The following is a 20,242-nucleotide window of genomic DNA, read 5'->3' as shown; positions in this document are numbered from 1 at the left end:
ACAGCCGAGCAAGCCAGCACCATGCGATTAAACCCCAGCCAACAACAAGCCGTCGAATTCGTTACCGGGCCCTGCCTGGTGTTGGCCGGTGCCGGTTCCGGCAAGACGCGCGTGATCACCAACAAGATAGCCCACCTGATCCACCACTGCGGTTATCAGGCGCGGCACATCGCCGCCGTGACCTTTACCAACAAGGCCGCGCGTGAGATGAAAGAGCGCGTGTCGCAAACCCTGGGACGCAAAGAGGCGCGCGGGCTGATGATTTCCACTTTCCATACCCTGGGGCTGGAGATCATCAAACGGGAATACGTGGCGTTGGGGATGAAGTCCAACTTCTCGCTGTTCGACGATCAGGACCAGCTGGCGCTGTTGAAAGAGCTGACCGAGAAGTGGTTGGAAAGCGACAAAACGCTGGTGGCGCAGCTGATCTCGACCATCTCCAACTGGAAAAACGATCTGATCGATCCCCAGCGGGCGGCGGAGTTGGCGCGCTCGGAGCGCGACAAGCTGTTCGCCCATTGCTACGGCCTGTATCACGCCCATATGCGGGCGTGCAACGTGCTGGATTTCGACGATCTGATCCTGTTGCCGACGCTGTTGCTGCAACGCAACGAAGAGGTACGCGAACGCTGGCAGCAGCGCATCCGCTATCTGCTGGTGGATGAGTATCAGGATACCAACACCAGCCAGTATGAATTGGTGAAGCTGCTGGTGGGCAACCGCGCGCGCTTTACCGTGGTGGGCGACGACGACCAGTCGATCTATTCCTGGCGCGGCGCGCGGCCGCAGAACCTGGTATTGCTGAAGGAAGACTTCCCGGCGTTGCAGGTGATCAAGCTGGAGCAAAACTACCGTTCCAGCGAGCGCATTCTGAAGGCGGCCAACATCCTGATCGCCAATAACCCGCACGTGTTTGAAAAGCGGTTGTTTTCCGAGCTGGGCTATGGCGAAGAGCTGAAGGTGGTGACCGCCAATAACGAGGATCACGAAGCCGAACGGGTGGTGGGGGAGCTGATCGCCCACCACTTCGTGAAAAAGACTAACTACGGCGATTATGCAATCTTGTATCGCGGCAACCACCAGTCGCGGGTGTTTGAAAAGATGCTGATGCAAAACCGCATTCCGTACAAGATTTCTGGCGGCACGTCGTTCTTCTCGCGGCCCGAGATCAAGGATCTGCTGGCCTACCTGCGCGTACTGACCAACCCAGACGACGACAGCGCTTTTCTGCGCATCGTCAATACCCCCAAGCGCGAGATCGGCCCGGCGACGCTGCAGAAGCTCGGTGAATGGGCCAACCAGCGCAACAAGAGTTTGTTCCACGCCAGTTTCGATCTGGGCCTGAGCCAGCACCTGACCGGGCGCGGGCTGGAGTCGTTGCAGCGTTTCACCCACTGGTTGGGCGGCATCGCCCAGCAGGCGGAGCGTGAGCCGATAGCGGCGGTGCGCGATCTGATCCGCGGCGTGGATTACGAAAGCTGGCTGTTTGAAACCTCGACCAGCCCGAAGGCCGCCGAAATGCGAATGAAGAACGTCAATACGCTGTTCGGCTGGATGACGGAGATGCTGGAAGGCAACGATCTGGACGAGCCGATGACGCTGACCCAGGTGGTGACGCGCTTTACCCTGCGCGACATGATGGAGCGCGGCGAAAGCGAAGAAGAGCTGGATCAGGTACAGCTGATGACGCTGCACGCTTCCAAAGGGCTGGAGTTCCCCTACGTGTTCCTGGTGGGGATGGAAGAAGGGCTGTTGCCGCACCAGAGCAGCATCGATGAGGACAATGTCGATGAAGAGCGGCGTTTGGCCTACGTAGGGATCACCCGCGCGCAAAAAGAGCTGATTTTCACCCTGTGCCGCGAGCGCCGTCAGTATGGCGAGCTGGTTCGGCCGGAGCCGAGCCGGTTCCTGTTGGAGTTGCCGCAGGACGATCTGGCGTGGGAAAGCGAGCGCAAAGTGGTGAGCCCGCAAGAGCGGATGCAAAAGGGGCAGAGCCATCTGGCCAATATCCGCGCCCAGTTGGCCAAGGCCAAAGGCGGGAATTAAAAAGACAGGGCGCGAATCGCGCCCTGGTCATATCAACGTTGTTCTTCCAGCCGCAGCGTCCAGTGGACGTAGCTCTGCCAGTGGCTCTCCTGCTCCAGCGCCTCGGCGCGCAGCGGATGCTGTTCCAGCCAACCCGGCGGCAAAATCACCGTCAGTTCATCGTCCTGATTGGCGCGTAAACGCACCGCCGGCAGCGTGTCATCGCGGCGGCGGCTGGCGAAGATGATCGCCAGGCGCAAAATGCGGCACAGGCGCTGCGCGGTGCGCGGCTGCAGCGCGTTTTGCTGGTTCAACAGCGACAGGTCGAGGGGGTTGCTCTGGTTTTGCAGCAGGGTGGCCAGCAGTTTTTTCTGCGCCGGGGTGAAGCCGGGTAAATCCAGGTAGCGGATCAGGTAGGCGGCGTGTTGTGGCGCCTGCTTGAAATCGACGCTGAGGCCGAGTTCGTGGATCAGACAGGCGCTGTGCAATAGCTCGCGACATCGCGCATCCAGCTGCCACTCGTTGGCGACCTGCTGCGAGAAGTTGGCGGCGAGTTGGCTGACGCGTTCGGCCTGTTCGGTGTCGATCAGGTAGCGGCGCTGCAGGTTGCGGATGGTGCGGATGCGAATATCCTGCTCCACCGGCAGATGCAGCATGCCGTAGACCAGTCCTTCACGCAGCGCCCCGCCGGCCAGCATCATGCTTTCGATGCCCAACTCCTGGAAGATGGCCAGCAGGATGGACAGGCCGCTCGGGAACACCAGAGCACGCTCCAGCGTTAACCCTTCGATCTCCAGCTCTTCCAGCTTGCCGCATTGGATGGCGCGCTGTTTCAGCTGGCGCAGTTTGGTCAGGGTGATGCGCTCGTCCATGCCCTGCGCCACCATGATTTCCTGCAGCGCCTGCACGGTGCCGGAGGCGCCGACGCAGATCTGCCAGCCTTGCTGACGCAGCTGCGGCGCGATCGGCCGCACCATTTCGCGCGCGGCCTGTTCGGCGCGCTCGAAGTTCTCTTGCCCAAGGTTGCGATCGCTGAAGTAACGTTCCAGCCAGGTGACGCAGCCCATCGACAGGCTGTACAGCTGCGACGCCTGCGCGCCGGTACCGGTCACCAGTTCGGTGCTGCCGCCGCCGATATCGACGACCAGCCGCTGATCCGGCCCGCCGGTAGTGTGCGCGACGCCGTGGTAAATCAGCCGCGCCTCTTCTTCGCCGCTGATTACCTGCACCGGGCAACCGAGGATCTGTTCGGCGGCCTGCAAGAACTCATCGGCGTTGGAGGCCAGCCGCAGCGTGGCGGTGGCGACGACGCGGATCTGCTCGCGCGGAATGTCCTGCAGGCGTTCGGAGAACAGCCGCAGGCACTGCCAGCCGCGCTGCATGGCCTCATGCGACAGGTGATTGTTCTGATCCAGCCCGGCCGCCAGGCGCACTTTGCGCTTGATCCGCGCCAGCGTCTGAATGCTGCCGGCTACCTCGCGCACCACCAACATATGGAAGCTGTTGGAGCCGAGATCGATGGCAGCATAAAGCGTGCTGGAGCTGAGCATGGCGATCAGCCCGAACGTTTACGGTTGTTGCGCGGCGCGCCGCCGCGACGAGGCGCGGAGTTGCGGCGTGGGCCGTTGCCGCCGCGCGGACGCGACAGGCGCTTCGGCGCAGGCAGATCGGTCAGCAGCGCATCGCTGTTGTACTTGCTTACCGGAATGCTGTGGTCGATATAGGTCTCGATCGCCGGCAGGTTGAGTGCGTACTCTTCGCAAGCCAGGCTGATGGAATGACCGCTGGCACCTGCGCGGCCGGTACGGCCGATGCGGTGCACGTAGTCTTCACAGTCGTCAGGCAAATCGTAGTTGAAGACGTGCGTGACGGATGGGATGTGCAGACCGCGCGCGGCGACGTCGGTGGCGACCAGGATATCGAGGTTGCCCTTGGTGAAATCCTCGAGGATGCGCAGGCGTTTTTTCTGCGCTACGTCGCCGGTCAGCAGGCCGACGCGGTGACCGTCGGCGGCCAGGTGGCCCCAGATGTCTTCGCAGCGGTGCTTGGTGTTGGCGAAGATGATGGCGCGATCCGGCCACTCTTCTTCGATCAGCGTCTGCAGCAGGCGCATTTTTTCTTCGTTGGACGGGTAGAACAGCTCTTCTTTAATACGATGGCCGGTTTTCTGTTCCGGTTCCACTTCAACATATTCGGCGTTGTTCATCTGCTCGAAGGCCAGTTCGCGTACGCGGTAGGACAGGGTAGCGGAGAACAGCATGTTCAGGCGTTGATCGGCCGCAGGCATGCGGCGGAACAGCCAACGGATGTCTTTGATAAAGCCCAGATCGTACATGCGATCGGCTTCGTCCAGCACGACGACCTGCATCGCGCCGAGATCGACATAGTTCTGTTTGGTGTAATCGATTAAACGACCGGTGGTGCCGATCAGAATGTCCACGCCGCTTTCCAGCACTTTCAGCTGTTTGTCGTAGCCGTCGCCGCCGTAGGCCAGGCCCAGTTTCAGGCCGGTGGTCTGGGAGAGAGCTTCCGCATCGGAGTGGATTTGCACCGCCAGTTCACGCGTAGGCGCCATGATCAAGGCGCGCGGCTGATTGGTCTGGCGATCCTGTTTCGCCGGGTGAGTCAGCAAATAGTGAAAAGTAGACGCCAAAAACGCCAGCGTCTTTCCGGTACCGGTTTGCGCCTGACCTGCGACGTCACGCCCGGAGAGCGTGAGCGGCAATGCTAACGCCTGGATGGGCGTGCAATTGTGAAACCCTTTTTTCTCAAGGGCTTCAAGGACTAACGGGTGCAGGGCGAAGTCGGAAAACTTCTGTTCAGTCAAGTGTGTTTTGCTCATAGTGTGGTAGAATATCAGCTAACTATTGCTTTACGAAAGCACATCCGTTGAAATAAACGTGGTGCAATAAAATCACCTTGAGTTGGTTAATGCTACACCAACAAGGTAGACATAATCCTGTGGAGTAGAACATGAGCGATAAAATTATTCACCTGACTGACAGCAGCTTCGAAGCCGATGTGCTGAAAGCGGAAGGGCCGATCCTGGTCGATTTCTGGGCTGAATGGTGTGGGCCGTGCAAGATGATTGCTCCGATTCTGGATGAGATTGCCGAAGAGTTCGAAGGCAAACTGACTATCACCAAGCTGAATATCGATCAGAACCCGGCTACCGCACCTAAGTACGGTATCCGTGGTATCCCTACGCTGTTGCTGTTCAAGAACGGTGAAGTGGCCGCGACCAAGGTTGGCGCGTTGTCCAAAGGTCAGCTCAAAGATTTCCTGAACGCGAATCTGTAATCGGGCGGGAAGCCCAGTATCAGGCGTCTGGCGGGGATGTTCAATTCACCGCTAGACGCCTGCCAAGAAGCGTGTTAAGTTTAACCACACTGCATATAGAACTTGCCCGAAGTTTTAAATCTAAAGAGTTTGAATCTAAAGCTATACTCTGTGTTGAACCACTGGCGTTGAAAGTAAACTGAACTCAGCCCGTGTTTTGGCAATCAAACGGTTTTGCAAAAATCATTTTTAAGGTACCTTCGATCTTAAACCGTCAATGCGCGCGTCCAATGTAAGCCATTTCTTACCGCGACGGCTCTGCGCCCGGTGATCGAACGTCCAGTAAACAGGCACGCGCATCTCGCTGCCATACCATTCACGATACAAGTTCGAGACATACCCCGAGTTTAAGAACCCACCACTATGAATCTTACCGAATTAAAGAATACGCCGGTTTCTGAGCTGATTACTCTCGGCGAAAATATGGGGCTGGAAAACCTTGCCCGCATGCGCAAGCAGGACATTATCTTCTCCATTCTGAAGCAACATGCGAAAAGCGGAGAAGATATCTTCGGCGACGGCGTGCTCGAGATATTGCAGGATGGATTCGGTTTCCTCCGCTCTGGAGACAGTTCCTACCTCGCCGGCCCCGACGACATCTACGTATCCCCTAGCCAAATCCGCCGTTTCAACCTCCGCACAGGTGACACCATTTCCGGTAAGATTCGTCCGCCAAAAGAAGGCGAGCGCTATTTTGCCCTGTTGAAAGTCAACGAAGTCAACTACGACAAGCCGGAAAACGCCCGCAGCAAGATCCTGTTCGAAAACTTGACGCCGCTGCACGCCAATTCCCGCCTGCGGATGGAACGCGGCAACGGCTCAACCGAAGACCTGACGGCGCGCGTACTGGATCTGGCGGCGCCGATTGGCCGCGGCCAGCGTGGCCTGATCGTGGCACCGCCGAAAGCCGGTAAAACCATGCTGCTGCAGAACATCGCGCAGAGCATCGCCTACAACCACCCAGACTGCGTGCTGATGGTGCTGCTGATCGACGAACGTCCGGAAGAAGTGACCGAGATGCAGCGTCTGGTGAAAGGCGAAGTGATCGCATCGACCTTCGACGAACCGGCTTCGCGTCACGTGCAAGTGGCCGAAATGGTGATCGAGAAGGCCAAGCGCCTGGTTGAGCACAAGAAAGACGTCATCATCCTGCTCGACTCCATCACCCGTCTGGCGCGCGCTTACAACACCGTGGTACCGGCCTCAGGCAAGGTGCTGACCGGTGGTGTGGACGCCAACGCCCTGCATCGTCCGAAGCGCTTCTTCGGTGCGGCGCGTAACGTGGAAGAAGGCGGTAGCCTGACCATCATCGCGACCGCGCTGGTTGATACCGGTTCGAAGATGGACGAAGTGATCTACGAAGAATTTAAAGGTACCGGCAACATGGAATTGCATCTGGCGCGTAAAATCGCCGAGAAGCGCGTATTCCCTGCTATCGATTACAACCGCTCCGGTACCCGTAAAGAAGAGCTGCTCACCACCTCTGAAGAGCTGCAAAAAATGTGGATCCTGCGCAAAATCATTCACCCGATGGGTGAGATTGACGCGATGGAGTTCCTCATTAATAAGTTGGCGATGACTAAAACCAACGACGAATTCTTCGATATGATGAAACGCTCATAATTCGTTAAAAATTCGCGGAACGCCACGCCTAGTCGTGGCGTTTTTCGCTTTTGGCGGATACGATAAGTAGCAGTAATGGAAAAGTAAGTTGTTTCCTCGACTTATTGAGAATTCATCTTGTTTGTCGAACGGTTCTGCGCCGGTCGGCTTTGCTGCTGTCGTTTTGTCAGCCGAAGCGAAGAAAATAGGCATGAATCACCGTTGTCATAGGAAATGACCGAAAGGTAGCGGGGGTCGGTGGCACAAGCTGTTGCCCGTGGTAAGCTGCCTTATCTTCTACAGAGATCTGTTAACTGTGAACTTACTCACTATGAGTACTGAAATTCTATTTGTTTTCCTGTTTTCTTTGGCTTTTCTCTTTGTTGCTCGCAAGGCGGCAAAACGTATTGGTCTGGTAGATAAACCCAATTATCGCAAACGCCATCAGGGGCTGATTCCTCTGGTTGGCGGTATTTCCGTTTATGCCGGGTTGTGCTTCGCTTTTTGGATCTCCGAACAACCCATCGCACACGCCAAGCTTTACCTCACCTGCGCCGGTATTCTGGTGTTTGTGGGCGCGCTCGACGACCGTTTCGACATCAGCGTTAAAATTCGTGCCTTGGTTCAGGCGCTGGTCGGTATCGCCATGATGGTGTTCGCCGGCCTGTATCTGCGCAGTTTCGGCCATGTGCTGGGCGACTGGGAGATGTTGCTGGGGCCGTTCGGTTATCTGGTGACGCTGTTTGCGGTATGGGCGGCGATCAACGCCTTCAATATGGTCGACGGCATCGATGGCCTGTTGGGCGGGCTGTCGTGCGTCTCTTTCGGCGCGCTGGGCTTGTTGCTGTATCTGAACGGCCATAATGAGCTGGCGTTCTGGTGCTTTGCGATGATCGCCACCATCGTTCCCTATATTTTGCTCAACCTCGGCATCTTCGGCCGCCGTTATAAGGTGTTCATGGGGGACGCCGGCAGCACGTTGATCGGTTTTACCGCCATCTGGCTGCTGCTGCAGAGCTCGCAGGGGAAGGTGCACTCGATCAACCCGGTGACCGCGCTGTGGATCATCGCTATTCCGCTGATGGACATGATAGCGATCATGTATCGTCGTTTACGCAAGGGGATGAGCCCCTTCTCTCCCGATCGTCAACATATCCACCACCTGATCATGCGCGCCGGTTTTACGCCGCGGCAGGCTTTCGTATTGATCACCCTGGCAGCCGCGTTGCTGGCGGCGGTAGGTGTGATCGGTGAACGCCTGACTTTTATACCAGAGTGGGTTATGTTGGCATTATTCTTGCTTGCTTTCTTCCTGTACGGTTATTGCATCAAGCGCGCCTGGCGGGTTGCGCGATACATTAAGCGTATCAAGCGCCGCCTGCGGCGTTCGAGCGATAACAAGCAAGTATCTTAACCAGAGGCTTTTTGGCTGTGATGAATCCAGAAACAACGTCTGACAAGCATACCCCGGCGGTGGATAACGAACTCGATATCCGCGGCCTGTGCTGCACCTTATGGCGCGGCAAACCGTGGATTATCGGCATCGCGGTGCTGTTCGCGGCGGTCGCGCTGATCGTCTCCTACCTGGTTAAGCAGGAGTGGAGCGCTACCGCGATCACCGACAGACCGACGGTGAATGCGCTGGGCGGCTACTATTCGCAACAGCAGTTCTTGCGCAATCTGGACGTGCGCACGCTGCCGGCGGCGGCCGGCGATCAGCCGAGCATTGCGGACGAGGCATACAATGAATTCATCATGCAGCTGGCGGCCTACGATACGCGCCGCGATTTCTGGCTGCAGAGCGATTACTACAAGCAGCGTCAGGAAGGGGATGCCCGCGCCGATGCGGCGTTGCTTGACGAGCTGATCAACAACATTCAGTTTACCCCGCGCGACGACAAGAAAGTGCCGAACGACGGTGTGAAGCTGACGGCGGAAACCGCCGCGGACGCCAACCACCTGCTGCGCCAATATGTCGCCTTCGCCAGCCACCGTGCCGCCCTGCACCTGAACGAAGAGATTCAGGGCGCCTGGGCCGCCCGCACCACGTCGATGAAAGCGCAGGTCAAGCGTCAGGAAGCGGTGGCGGAGTCGGTGTACAAGCGTGAGCTGAACACCACTCAGCAGGCGTTGAAAATCGCCGAGACCCAAGGCATCAGCCGTACGCAAACCGACACCCCGGCCGAGCAACTGCCGGATTCGGATCTGTTCTTGCTGGGCCGGCCAATGTTGCAGGCGCGTCTGGAAGGGCTGCAGGCCTCCGGCCCGACCTACGACCTGGATTACGATCAGAATCGTGCGATGTTGGCAACGCTGAACGTTGGCCCGACGTTGGATGAAAAGTTCCAGACCTATCGCTATTTGCGCACGCCGGAAGAGCCGGTAAAACGCGACAGCCCACGCCGGGCATTCTGGCTGATTCTGTGGGGCGCGATGGGCGCTTTGGTTGGCGCAGGCGTAGCCTTGGCGCGTCGGCCGTCGAATTAATTATAGACTTAACTTACCGATGGGCGCTTAGTGCGCTCGGTTCGCAGGTACGCCTGCGCTTAACTGACGAAAAAGAGATTCTCTGTGAAAGTGTTGACTGTTTTCGGCACCAGACCTGAAGCCATTAAAATGGCGCCGCTGGTACATGCTTTGGCCCAGGATGAGGCCTTTGAATCGAAAGTCTGCGTAACGGCGCAGCATCGCGAGATGTTGGATCAGGTATTGCGGTTGTTTGAGATAGCGCCAGACTACGATCTGAACATCATGAAGCCGGGCCAGGGGCTGACTGAAATTACCTGCCGCATTTTGGAAGGGCTGAAGGGCGTGCTGGAAGCGTTCAAACCGGATGTGGTGTTGGTGCATGGTGATACCACCACCACGCTGGCGACCAGCCTGGCGGCATTCTATCAGCGCATCCCTGTCGGGCATGTTGAAGCCGGCTTGCGTACTGGCGATCTGTACTCCCCTTGGCCTGAAGAAGCCAACCGCACTCTAACCGGACACCTGGCGAAATTCCATTTTGCGCCGACCGAAAACTCGCGCCAGAACCTGCTGCGCGAGATGCTGCCAGATGATCATATTTTCGTGACCGGCAATACGGTGATCGACGCGCTGTTCTGGGTGCGCGATCGCGTGATGAGCGATGCCGAACTGCAGGCTAACCTGGCGGCGCAATATCCATTCCTCGATGCCAACAAAAAGCTGATCCTGGTCACCGGCCATCGGCGTGAAAGCTTTGGCGGCGGTTTCGAGCGGATCTGCAGCGCGCTGGCGGAAATCGCCCGCAACCACCCGGAAGTGCAGGTGGTGTATCCGGTGCACCTGAACCCGAACGTCAGCGAGCCGGTGAATCGCATCCTGAAAGGCATCGATAACATCATGTTGATCGAACCGCAGGATTATCTGCCGTTTATTTATCTAATGACTAAAGCGCACCTGATCCTGACCGATTCCGGCGGCATTCAGGAAGAGGCGCCGTCGTTAGGCAAACCGGTGCTGGTGATGCGTGATACCACCGAACGTCCAGAGGCGGTAGATGCGGGCACGGTGCGCCTGGTGGGTACTGATGTGGCCAAAATTGTTGATGCGGTGACCCGACTGTTGACGGATGAAAGCGAATATCAAGCCATGAGTCGCGCACACAATCCATACGGCGATGGACATGCCTGCCAGCGTATCCTCGAAGCTTTAAAAAATCGTCGGGTGACACTATGAGCTTTGACACCATTTCTGTCATTGGTCTGGGTTATATCGGTTTGCCAACGGCGGCGGCGTTCGCCTCCCGCAAGAAAAAAGTGGTTGGCGTAGATGTTAACCAACATGCGGTAGATACCATTAACCGCGGCGCGATCCACATCGTCGAGCCGGATCTGGATAAAGTGGTCAAGGACGCCGTCGACGGCGGTTTCCTGCAGGCGGTGACCAAACCGCTGGCGGCCGACGCGTTCCTGATCGCGGTGCCGACGCCGTTTAAAGGCGACCATGAGCCGGATCTGGCCTATGTCGAGGCGGCGGCGAAATCGCTGGCGCCGGTGCTGAAAAAAGGCGACCTGGTGATCCTCGAGTCCACCTCGCCGGTCGGTGCCACCGAACAGATGGCGGAGTGGCTGGCAGAGACGCGCAGCGACCTCAGCTTCCCGCAGCAAGCGGGCGAAGCGGCGGATGTGAATATCGCCTACTGCCCGGAGCGCGTGCTGCCGGGGCAGGTGATGGTGGAGCTGATTAAAAACGACCGGGTGATCGGCGGCATGACGCCGAAGTGCTCGGAGCGTGCCAGTGCGCTGTATAAAATCTTCCTTGAGGGCGAATGCGTATTGACCAATGCACGCACTGCGGAGATGTGCAAACTGACGGAGAACAGTTTCCGCGACGTGAACATCGCCTTCGCTAACGAACTGTCGCTGATTTGCTCAGAGCAGGGGATCAATGTCTGGGAACTGATTCGCCTGGCGAACCGCCACCCGCGGGTGAACATTCTGCAGCCGGGCCCGGGCGTCGGCGGCCACTGCATCGCCGTCGATCCGTGGTTTATCGTGGCGCAGAACCCGCAACAGGCGCGCTTGATCCACACCGCGCGCCTGGTGAACGACGGTAAACCGCTGTGGGTGGTCGATCGTGTAAAAGCCATGGTGGCCGACTGTTTAGCCGCCACTAACAAGCGTGCTTCCGAGGTGAAAATCGCCTGCTTCGGCCTGGCCTTTAAACCAAACATCGACGATCTGCGCGAGAGTCCGGCAGTGGAAGTCGCGCATATGATCGCCGAGTGGCATGCTGGCGAAACGCTGGTGGTGGAGCCGAATGTGGAACAGCTGCCGAAATCGCTGGCGGGCCTCGTGTCGTTGAAATCTGTCAACGAGGCGCTGCAACAGGCCGACGTGATCGTGATGTTGGTCGACCACAAACAGTTCAAAGCCATTCAGCCGGACGAAATCAAGCAAGCCTGGGTGGTAGACACCAAAGGAGTCTGGCGTTGAAACGTATCTTAGTTACCGGTGGCGCCGGTTTCATTGGCTCCGCAGTCGTGCGGCACATCATCGAGGCCACTCGCGACAGCGTGGTGGTGGTGGATAAGCTGACCTATGCCGGTAACCAGGAGTCGCTGGCGGTGGTGGCCGATAGCGAGCGCTATGCTTTCGAGCAGGTCGACATCTGCGATCGCGCCGAGTTGGATCGGGTGTTTGCCCAGTATCAGCCGGACGTGGTGATGCATCTGGCGGCGGAAAGTCACGTCGATCGCTCCATCGATGGTCCAGCGGCGTTTATCGAGACCAATGTGGTCGGTACTTACACCCTGCTGGAGGCGGCGCGCCACTACTGGCAGCCGCTGGCGGCGGAGAAGAAGCAGGCATTCCGCTTCCATCATATCTCCACCGACGAAGTGTATGGCGACCTGCACGGCACCGACGATCTGTTCACCGAAACCACGCCGTATGCGCCGAGCAGCCCGTATTCCGCTTCCAAGGCATCGAGCGATCATTTGGTGCGCGCCTGGCTGCGCACCTATGGCTTGCCGACCCTCGTCACCAACTGTTCGAACAATTACGGCCCTTATCACTTCCCGGAGAAGTTGATTCCGCTGGTGATCCTGAACGCGGTGGCAGGCAAACCGCTGCCGGTGTACGGCAACGGCGCGCAGGTGCGCGACTGGCTGTATGTTGAAGATCACGCGCGCGCGCTCTATCGGGTGGTGACCGAAGGCGTGGTGGGCGAAACTTACAATATCGGCGGCCATAATGAGCGCAAGAATATCGAGGTGGTACAGACCATCTGCGATCTGTTGGAAGAGCTGGCGCCGAATAAACCTCAGGGCGTGGCGCAGTACCGCGATCTGATCACTTACGTGAAGGATCGCCCAGGCCACGATATGCGTTACGCCATCGACGCCGGCAAGATCGAGCGTGAGCTGGGTTGGCGGCCGCAAGAAACGTTCGAAAGCGGTATTCGCAAAACCGTGGTTTGGTACCTGAAAAACGAAATCTGGTGGCGTCGAGTGCAAGACGGCTCTTATGCCGGCGAGCGTTTGGGGCTGTCCGACTGAATGCAACGCAGTGCTTTTCAGATGGCGCTGCGGATTTGGGAGCAAGTATGAAAGGTATTATTCTGGCTGGCGGTTCAGGTACGCGTCTGCATCCGATCACGCGCGGCGTGTCCAAGCAACTGCTGCCTATCTATGATAAGCCGATGATCTATTACCCTATGTCGGTACTGATGCTGGCGGGGATCCGCGACATCTTGATCATCTCTACCCCGGAAGATTTGCCGTCCTTCGAACGTTTGCTGGGCAACGGCGAACAGTTCGGCGTCAATCTCAGCTACGCCGCGCAACCTAAGCCGGAAGGCTTGGCGCAGGCGTTTTTGATCGGCGAAGAGTTCATCAATGGTGATTCTTGCTGCCTGGTGTTGGGCGATAACATCTTCTTTGGCCAGTCCTTCAGCCCGAAATTAAAAACCGTCGCGGCCCGTACCGAAGGCGCTACCGTGTTCGGTTATCAGGTGATGGATTCAGAGCGCTTCGGCGTGGTGGAGTTTGACGATAATTTCCGCGCATTGTCGATCGAAGAAAAACCGAAGAAGCCGAAATCTGATTGGGCGGTGACCGGTCTGTATTTCTACGATAGCCAGGTGGTGGAGTTCGCCAAACAGGTGAAGCCTTCCGAGCGCGGCGAACTGGAAATCACCAGCATCAACCAGATGTATCTGGAGCGCGGTGAACTGACCGTCGAGCTTCTGGGCCGTGGCTTTGCCTGGTTGGACACCGGTACCCACGACAGCCTGTTGGAGGCCAGCAGCTTCGTGCAGACGGTGGAGAAGCGGCAGGGCTTTAAAATCGCCTGTCTGGAAGAGATCGCCTGGCGTAACGGCTGGTTGGATGATGCTGGCGTCAAGCGTGCCGCCAACTCGTTGTCCAAAACCGGCTACGGCAAGTATTTGCTGGATCTGCTGCATGCGCGTCCACGCCACTATTGAGCCCCTGGCGTGGGAAAGCGAGTTTTTCGCCCTGAACAGCGCGAAACTCAGCTTCTCTCCCTCGGCCCCGGCGCTTGCCGAGGCCGACTTGGCGGCTTACGCCCTGGTGCAAGCCAAGATCCCCGCACAGCACCTTGCGTTGGCGGATGGCCTGGCCGATTTCGGGTTTCGCCTGGTTGAGGGCGAGGTCGATCTGGTCTTGGATCTCGACAGCGGGCGAGTGACTAAGTCAGGCGACGACGCGCAGGCGGTTCGTCTGGCGATCGAAGCCGATATCCCGGCATTGCGCGCAGCGGCGGCTCAGGCGTTCACCGTCAGCCGCTTTCGCGCGCCTTGGTATCAAGCTGATGACAGCGGCCGGTTTTATGCTTTGTGGATTGAAAAAGCCGTTCTGGGCACCTTCGATCACCAGTGCCTGTTGGCGCTGGACGCACAGGGGCGGCCAGAGGGGTTCGTCAGCCTGCGCAATCTGGGCGGACGGGAGGCGCGCATCGGCCTGTTGGCAGCGTTTCCCGGCGCTGCGGGAAAAGGCGTGGGAGGGCGGCTGATGGCGGCCGCCCGAGAAACGTGTCGGCAGCAAGGTGTGCAGCGCCTGCGGGTCGCGACCCAGATCGGCAATATTGCCGCATTACGACTCTATCAACGACAGGGTGCCGTGATTGAAAGCACCGCGTACTGGTTATACAGAGGTAGACATGATTCCATTTAACTCTCCACCGGTTGTTGGCACTGAACAGGATTATATGCAGGCTGCGATGAGCAGCGGCAAGTTGTGCGGCGACGGCGGTTTCACCCGCCGCTGCCAGCAGTGGATGGAACAGCGTTTCGGCAGCGCGAAAGTGCTGCTGACGCCGTCCTGCACCGCGTCGTTGGAAATGGCCGCCATCTTGCTGGATATTCAGCCGGGTGACGAAGTGATCATGCCAAGCTTTACCTTCGTTTCAACCGCCAACGCCTTCGTGCTGCGCGGCGCCAAGGTGGTGTTCGTCGATCTGCGTCCGGACACCATGAACATCGATGAAACCAAAATCGAAGCGGCGATTACCGATAAAACCCGCGTCATCGTGCCGGTGCATTACGCCGGCGTCGCCTGCGAGATGGATACCATCATGGCGCTGGCGAAAAAATATAACCTGTTCGTGGTGGAAGACGCCGCGCAGGGCGTGATGTCTACCTACAAGGGCAAGGCATTGGGCACCATCGGCCATATCGGCTGTTTCAGTTTCCATGAAACCAAAAATTACACCGCCGGCGGTGAAGGCGGCGCGACCCTGGTGAACGATCCGGCCCTGGTCGATCGGGCGGAAGTGATCCGTGAGAAGGGCACCAATCGCAGCCAGTTCTTCCGCGGTCAGGTGGACAAATACACCTGGCGCGACATCGGCTCCAGCTATTTGATGTCTGATCTGCAGGCCGCCTACCTGTGGGGGCAGCTGGAAGCGGCGGAACGTATCAACCAGCGCCGCCTGTCGCTGTGGCAGAAGTACTACGAGAGCTTCCTGCCGTTAGCCCGCTCAGGCCGCATCGAGCTGCCGAGCATTCCGGCGGACTGTGTGCATAACGCGCACATGTTCTATATCAAGCTGCATGATATTGAAGAGCGCACGGCCTTTATCGACTATCTGAAAGAAGCCGAGATTATGGCGGTGTTCCATTATATTCCGCTGCATGATTGCCCGGCCGGCGAGCAGTTCGGCTGCTTTGCCGGCGAGGATCGCTATACCAGTCAGGAAAGTGCGCGTCTGGTGCGGTTGCCGTTGTTCTACAACATGTCCGATGTCAATCAGCGTACGGTAATCAATACCATCCTGAGCTTCTTCGCCTGATATGTCGTTGGCAAAAGCGTCGATTTGGACCGCCGGCTCCACGCTGATCAAGATCGGCGTGGGGTTGCTGGTGGTGAAGCTGTTGGCGGTGGCGTTCGGCCCCAGCGGCGTAGGGCAGGCGGGTAACTTTCGTCAGTTGATCACCGTGCTGGGCGTGCTGTCCGGTGCGGGCATTTTTAACGGCATCACCAAGTATGTGGCGGAGTACCATCAGGATCCGCAGCGTCTGCGCCTGGCGGTCGGCACCGCGTCGAGCATCGTGTTGGGCTTTTCGACGCTGCTGGCGTTGGTATTTCTGTTCGCCGCCGAGCCGATCAGCATCGGGCTGTTCGGCCATGCCGATTATGTCGGCGTAGTGCGCGCCGTCGCCTTTATTCAGATGGGTATCGCTTACGCCAACCTATTCATGGCGGTGCTGAAAGGCTATCGCGATGCGATGGGCAATGCGCTGGCGGTGATCGGCGGTAGCCTGATCGGCGTGGTGGCCTATTATCTGTGCTTTACGCTGGGCGGCTATGAAGGCGCGCTGGCTGGGCTGGCACTGGTGCCGGCGTTGGTGGTGTTGCCGGCCGGGCTGATGCTGTGGCGGCGTAAAACGCTGCCGCTGCGTTATCTGGCGCCGCGCTGGGACAAGCTGGTGGCCGGCAACCTCAGCAAGTTCACCATCATGGCGTTGATCACCTCGGTGACGCTGCCGGTGGCTTACGTGATGATGCGTAACCTGCTGGCCGCGCATTATGGTTGGGATGAGGTGGGTATCTGGCAGGGCGTCAGCAGCATTTCCGACGCCTATTTGCAGTTTATCACCGCCTCGTTCACCGTTTATCTGTTGCCGACGTTGTCGCGGCTGACGGACAAGGGCGCCATCTCGCGGGAGATCGTGCGTTCGCTGAGGTTCGTGCTGCCGGCGGTGGCGGCGGCGAGCTTGACGGTCTGGCTGCTGCGCGATTTCGCCATTTGGCTGTTGTTCTCGGACAAGTTCGTCGCCATGCGCGATTTGTTCGCCTGGCAGCTGGTGGGCGATGTGCTGAAAGTCGGGGCTTACGTGTTCGGCTATCTGGTGATCGCCAAAGCGTCGTTGCGCTTTTACATCCTGACGGAAGTCAGCCAGTTTCTGCTGCTGACGCTGTTCTCGCACTGGCTGATCCCGCAGCATGGCGCGCTGGGGGCGGCTCAGGCCTATATGGCAACCTACATCGTGTATTTCACGCTCTGTAGCTGCGTATTTCTTATTTATCGTAGACGAGTATGACCACACTGATTCACGTTCTGGGATCCGATATCCCGCATCATAACCAGACGGTGCTGCGCTTCTTCAACGACGTGCTGGCGCCGGGCCTGCCGGCTGAACAGACGCGGCATTTTATGGTGGCGGCCAAGGATGTGGCGGCGCTGGGGGATTTCCCTGCCCTGGACATTGAGCCTTACGCAGACAAAAAGGGGTTGGCGGCGGCGGTGATCGCCCGCGCTCAGGCCGATCGCAGTGCGCGTTTCTTCCTGCACGGCCAGTTCAATCCGGGGCTGTGGCTGGCGATGCTGAGCGGCAAGATCCAGGCGCGTCAGGTCAGTTGGCATATTTGGGGCGCCGATCTGTATGAAGACGCCACCAGCTGGAAATTCCGGCTGTTTTACCTGCTGCGCCGCATTGCACAGGGGCGGGTGGGCAACGTATTCGCCACCCGCGGCGACGTGATTCATTACCAGCAGCGTCATGCGCGGGTACCGGCCTCGCTGCTGTACTTCCCGACCCGGATGGATCCGGCGCTGACCGACGTGCGCGTCGAAAAAAGCCTGGCCGGGCCGATGACCATTTTGGTGGGCAACTCCGGCGACCGCAGCAATCGGCATATCGAAGCGCTGCGGGCGATTCATCAGCAGTTCGGCGCCGACGTGCGCGTGATCCTGCCGATGGGCTACCCGGCCAACAACGACGCTTACATTGAGCAGGTGCGCGCTGCCGGGTTGCCGCTGTTCGGCGAGAAAAACCTGCAGCTGCTCACACAGCAGGTGGCGTTTGAGGACTATCTCAATATTCTGCGCGCTTGCGATCTCGGCTATTTCATCTTTAACCGCCAACAGGGGATCGGCACCCTGTGCCTGCTGATTCAGTTCGGCGTGCCTTTCGTGCTCAGCCGGCAAAACCCGTTCTGGCAGGATTTGGCGGAGCAGCGCCTGCCGGTGCTGTTCTACGGCGATTCGCTGGACGAGGCGGTGGTGCGTGAAGCGCAGCGTCAGCTGGCGGCGGTGGATAAGCAGGCGATCGCCTTCTTCAATCCGAATTATGTCGACGGCTGGCGGCAAGCGCTGGCGTTGGCGGCGGGAGAACACGCATGACGTTGGCGCAATTCGGCGGTCTGCTCGTCGTTTATCTGGTCAGCCTGACGTTTATTCTGACGCTGACCTACCAGGAGTTTCGGCGCGTGCGCTTTAACTTCAACGTCTTCTTCTCGCTGTTGTATTTGCTGACGTTCTACTTCGGTTTCCCGCTGACCTGCCTGCTGGTGTTTCAGTTCGACGTCGAGGTGGTGCCGGTGGAGTTTCTGCTGTACGCCCTGCTGTCGGCGACGGCGTTTTACGCCATCTATTACGTCACATACAAGACCCGGCTGCGCAAGCGGCGCACCCAGCCGCGTGCGGCGTTGTTCACCATGAATCGGGTGGAGACCCATATTACCTGGGTGCTGCTGGCGCTGGTGGCGATCGGCACCGTGGGGATCTTCTTCATGCAGAACGGTTTCCTGCTGTTCAAGCTTAATTCCTACAGCCAGATCTTCTCCAGCGACGTTTCCGGCGTGGCGCTCAAGCGGTTCTTCTATTTCTTCATTCCGGCGATGCTGGTGGTCTATTTCCTGCGGCAGGATCTGCGTGCCTGGTTCTTGTTCCTGGTGGCGACGGTGGCGTTCGGCATTCTGACCTACGTGATCGTCGGCGGCACCCGCGCCAACATCATTATTGCCTTCGCGCTGTTCCTGTTTATCGGCATTGTGCGGGGTTGGATCACGCTGTGGATGCTGGCGGCGGCGGGCGTTTTCGGCGTGGTCGGCATGTTCTGGCTGGCGTTGAAGCGTTATAGCCTGGACGTCAGCGGCGCGGAAGCGTTTTATACCTTCCTCTACCTGACCCGCGATACCTTCTCGCCGTGGGAAAACCTGGCGCTGCTGCTGCAAAATTACGACAAGATCGATTTCCAGGGGCTGGCGCCGATCGTGCGTGATTTTTACGTCTTTATCCCAACCTGGTTGTGGCCGGGCCGGCCGGACGTAGTGCTGAACTCGGCCAACTATTTTACCTGGGAAGTGCTGAACAACCACTCCGGGCTGGCGATTTCACCGACGCTGATCGGTTCGCTGGTGGTGATGGGTGGCGCGCTGTTTATCCCGCTCGGCGCGATTCTGGTGGGCATGATCATCAAATGGTTCGACTGGCTGTACGAGCTGGGCAAAACCGAACCGAACCGCTATAAGGCGGCTATCCTGCAAGGATTCTGCTTCGGCGCGGTGTTCAATATGATCGTGTTGGCGCGTGAAGGGGTAGACTCGTTCGTGTCGCGCGTGGTGTTCTTCTGCATTATTTTCGGCGCCTGTCTGGTGCTGGCGAAGTTGCTGTATTGGTTGTTCGATACCGCCGGGCTGATCAAAGCCAGGGTGACGCGCGCCCGAGCGCTGACGCCCCCGCGGGCGAACGGTCTTTTGTAAGGGTAATGACGACGATGGAAGCAAAGATTTCGGTGCCGCAGTATGAGCTGCGCGGTTTCAGCCTGTGGGGCTTTCGCGATATGGCGCACTGCATGGACTTTCTGTTCGACGGCGGCCGGGTAAAACGGGGCACGCTGGTGGCCATGAACGCGGAAAAGATCCTGAAGGCTGAAGAGGATCAGGCGCTGCACGCGTTGCTGGACGAAGCGGAATATAAGTACGCCGACGGCATCAGCATGGTGCGCTCGATTCGCCGCAAATACCCGGCGGCAGACGTTTCGCGCGTCGCGGGCGCCGATCTGTGGGAAGCTTTGATGCAGCGGGCCGGCCGTGAAGGCACGCCGGTCTTCCTGGTCGGCGGCAAGTCGGAGGTCTTGGCGGAAACCGAGCAGAAGCTGCGCAGCCAGTGGAACGTCAATCTGGTGGGCAGCCAGGACGGCTATTTCACGCCGGAGCAGCGACAGGCGCTGTTCGAGCGCATTCGCGCCAGCGGTGCCGCCATTGTGACGGTGGCGATGGGATCGCCGAAACAGGAGATCCTGATGCGCGACTGCCGCAAGGTGCATCCGCAGGCGCTGTATATGGGCGTGGGGGGCACCTACGACGTGTTCACCGGCCACGTGAAGCGGGCGCCCAAGGTGTGGCAGAACCTCGGTCTGGAGTGGCTCTACCGCCTGCTCAGCCAGCCCAGCCGTATCGGCCGGCAGTTGAAACTGTTGAAGTTTGTCGGCTACTACTACAGCGGCAAGATGTAACCCCTCATCCGGGGCGGAAAGTGCTGTTCCTCCCCGGTCTGCTGTA

17 protein-coding genes are annotated in these 20,242 nt (G+C 58.6%); 15 read left to right on the top strand and 2 right to left on the bottom strand.

The window, feature by feature from the left end:
• Nucleotides 1-21: 21 nt before the first annotated feature.
• Entirely contained in the window at nucleotides 22-2,046 is a 2,025-nt protein-coding gene (gene rep, locus BHU62_RS17965; RefSeq protein ID WP_073533214.1) for a DNA helicase Rep, read from the top strand.
• Between the two features lie 32 nt (nucleotides 2,047-2,078).
• Here rep and ppx read toward each other — a convergent pair whose 3' ends face one another.
• Together ppx and rhlB are read right to left on the bottom strand one after the other, a co-directional pair.
• Nucleotides 2,079-3,575: an exopolyphosphatase gene (ppx, locus tag BHU62_RS17960; protein ID WP_073533213.1), complete on the bottom strand. Its 1,497-nt coding sequence runs from the start codon at nucleotides 3,573-3,575 to the stop codon at nucleotides 2,079-2,081.
• A gap of 5 nt (nucleotides 3,576-3,580) precedes the next feature.
• Entirely contained in the window at nucleotides 3,581-4,867 is a 1,287-nt protein-coding gene (gene rhlB, locus BHU62_RS17955; RefSeq protein WP_073533212.1) for an ATP-dependent RNA helicase RhlB, read from the bottom strand.
• Nucleotides 4,868-4,998: 131 nt separating this feature from the next.
• Between rhlB and trxA the strand changes: the two genes are divergently transcribed.
• The 14 genes from trxA (at nucleotide 4,999) to wecG (ending at nucleotide 20,196) form a co-directional block, all read left to right on the top strand.
• Entirely contained in the window at nucleotides 4,999-5,325 is a 327-nt protein-coding gene (gene trxA, locus BHU62_RS17950) for a thioredoxin TrxA (protein ID WP_004934187.1), read from the top strand.
• Nucleotides 5,326-5,727: 402 nt separating this feature from the next.
• On the top strand, nucleotides 5,728-6,987 hold the full coding sequence (rho, locus tag BHU62_RS17945) for a transcription termination factor Rho (RefSeq protein ID WP_004934188.1): 1,260 nt from the start codon (nucleotides 5,728-5,730) through the stop codon (nucleotides 6,985-6,987).
• Nucleotides 6,988-7,282: 295 nt separating this feature from the next.
• Complete coding sequence (wecA, locus tag BHU62_RS17940) at nucleotides 7,283-8,380, top strand: UDP-N-acetylglucosamine--undecaprenyl-phosphate N-acetylglucosaminephosphotransferase (protein WP_088776068.1); 1,098 nt, start codon at nucleotides 7,283-7,285, stop codon at nucleotides 8,378-8,380.
• A 20-nt stretch (nucleotides 8,381-8,400) separates the two neighbouring features.
• The gene (gene wzzE / locus BHU62_RS17935; protein ID WP_073533204.1) at nucleotides 8,401-9,453 is read left to right on the top strand and encodes an ECA polysaccharide chain length modulation protein; all 1,053 of its coding nucleotides are present in this window, start codon (nucleotides 8,401-8,403) and stop codon (nucleotides 9,451-9,453) included.
• Between the two features lie 84 nt (nucleotides 9,454-9,537).
• The gene (gene wecB / locus BHU62_RS17930) at nucleotides 9,538-10,668 is read left to right on the top strand and encodes a non-hydrolyzing UDP-N-acetylglucosamine 2-epimerase (RefSeq protein ID WP_073533203.1); all 1,131 of its coding nucleotides are present in this window, start codon (nucleotides 9,538-9,540) and stop codon (nucleotides 10,666-10,668) included.
• Nucleotides 10,665-11,927: a UDP-N-acetyl-D-mannosamine dehydrogenase gene (wecC, locus tag BHU62_RS17925; protein ID WP_073533202.1), complete on the top strand. Its 1,263-nt coding sequence runs from the start codon at nucleotides 10,665-10,667 to the stop codon at nucleotides 11,925-11,927. The genes wecB and wecC overlap by 4 nt, the downstream gene beginning before the upstream one ends.
• Nucleotides 11,924-12,991: a dTDP-glucose 4,6-dehydratase gene (gene rffG, locus BHU62_RS17920; protein ID WP_073533201.1), complete on the top strand. Its 1,068-nt coding sequence runs from the start codon at nucleotides 11,924-11,926 to the stop codon at nucleotides 12,989-12,991. Before wecC ends, rffG begins: the two co-directional genes overlap by 4 nt.
• Nucleotides 12,992-13,038: 47 nt before the next feature.
• On the top strand, nucleotides 13,039-13,920 hold the full coding sequence (gene rfbA / locus BHU62_RS17915) for a glucose-1-phosphate thymidylyltransferase RfbA (protein ID WP_073533200.1): 882 nt from the start codon (nucleotides 13,039-13,041) through the stop codon (nucleotides 13,918-13,920).
• On the top strand, nucleotides 13,898-14,629 hold the full coding sequence (gene rffC / locus BHU62_RS17910; RefSeq protein ID WP_073533199.1) for a dTDP-4-amino-4,6-dideoxy-D-galactose acyltransferase: 732 nt from the start codon (nucleotides 13,898-13,900) through the stop codon (nucleotides 14,627-14,629). Before rfbA ends, rffC begins: the two co-directional genes overlap by 23 nt.
• Nucleotides 14,616-15,746 (top strand): dTDP-4-amino-4,6-dideoxygalactose transaminase, encoded by a 1,131-nt coding sequence (gene rffA / locus BHU62_RS17905; protein ID WP_073533198.1) that lies wholly within the window; start codon nucleotides 14,616-14,618, stop codon nucleotides 15,744-15,746. The genes rffC and rffA overlap by 14 nt, the downstream gene beginning before the upstream one ends.
• A 1-nt stretch (nucleotide 15,747) precedes the next feature.
• The gene (wzxE, locus tag BHU62_RS17900; protein ID WP_073533197.1) at nucleotides 15,748-16,998 is read left to right on the top strand and encodes a lipid III flippase WzxE; all 1,251 of its coding nucleotides are present in this window, start codon (nucleotides 15,748-15,750) and stop codon (nucleotides 16,996-16,998) included.
• Nucleotides 16,995-18,080 (top strand): TDP-N-acetylfucosamine:lipid II N-acetylfucosaminyltransferase, encoded by a 1,086-nt coding sequence (locus tag BHU62_RS17895; protein WP_073533196.1) that lies wholly within the window; start codon nucleotides 16,995-16,997, stop codon nucleotides 18,078-18,080. The genes wzxE and BHU62_RS17895 overlap by 4 nt, the downstream gene beginning before the upstream one ends.
• On the top strand, nucleotides 18,077-19,441 hold the full coding sequence (gene wzyE, locus BHU62_RS17890) for an ECA oligosaccharide polymerase (RefSeq protein WP_073533195.1): 1,365 nt from the start codon (nucleotides 18,077-18,079) through the stop codon (nucleotides 19,439-19,441). The genes BHU62_RS17895 and wzyE overlap by 4 nt, the downstream gene beginning before the upstream one ends.
• A gap of 14 nt (nucleotides 19,442-19,455) precedes the next feature.
• On the top strand, nucleotides 19,456-20,196 hold the full coding sequence (wecG, locus tag BHU62_RS17885; protein WP_073533194.1) for a lipopolysaccharide N-acetylmannosaminouronosyltransferase: 741 nt from the start codon (nucleotides 19,456-19,458) through the stop codon (nucleotides 20,194-20,196).
• Nucleotides 20,197-20,242: the final 46 nt, after the last annotated feature.

The sequence above is a fragment of the Serratia marcescens genome (genome assembly GCF_001902635.1).
In the GTDB taxonomy this organism is placed as follows: Bacteria; Pseudomonadota; Gammaproteobacteria; order Enterobacterales; family Enterobacteriaceae; genus Serratia; species Serratia marcescens_F.
The sequence above is the reverse complement of the archived record's forward strand: the minus strand, read 5'-3'. Positions and strand labels throughout refer to the sequence as shown.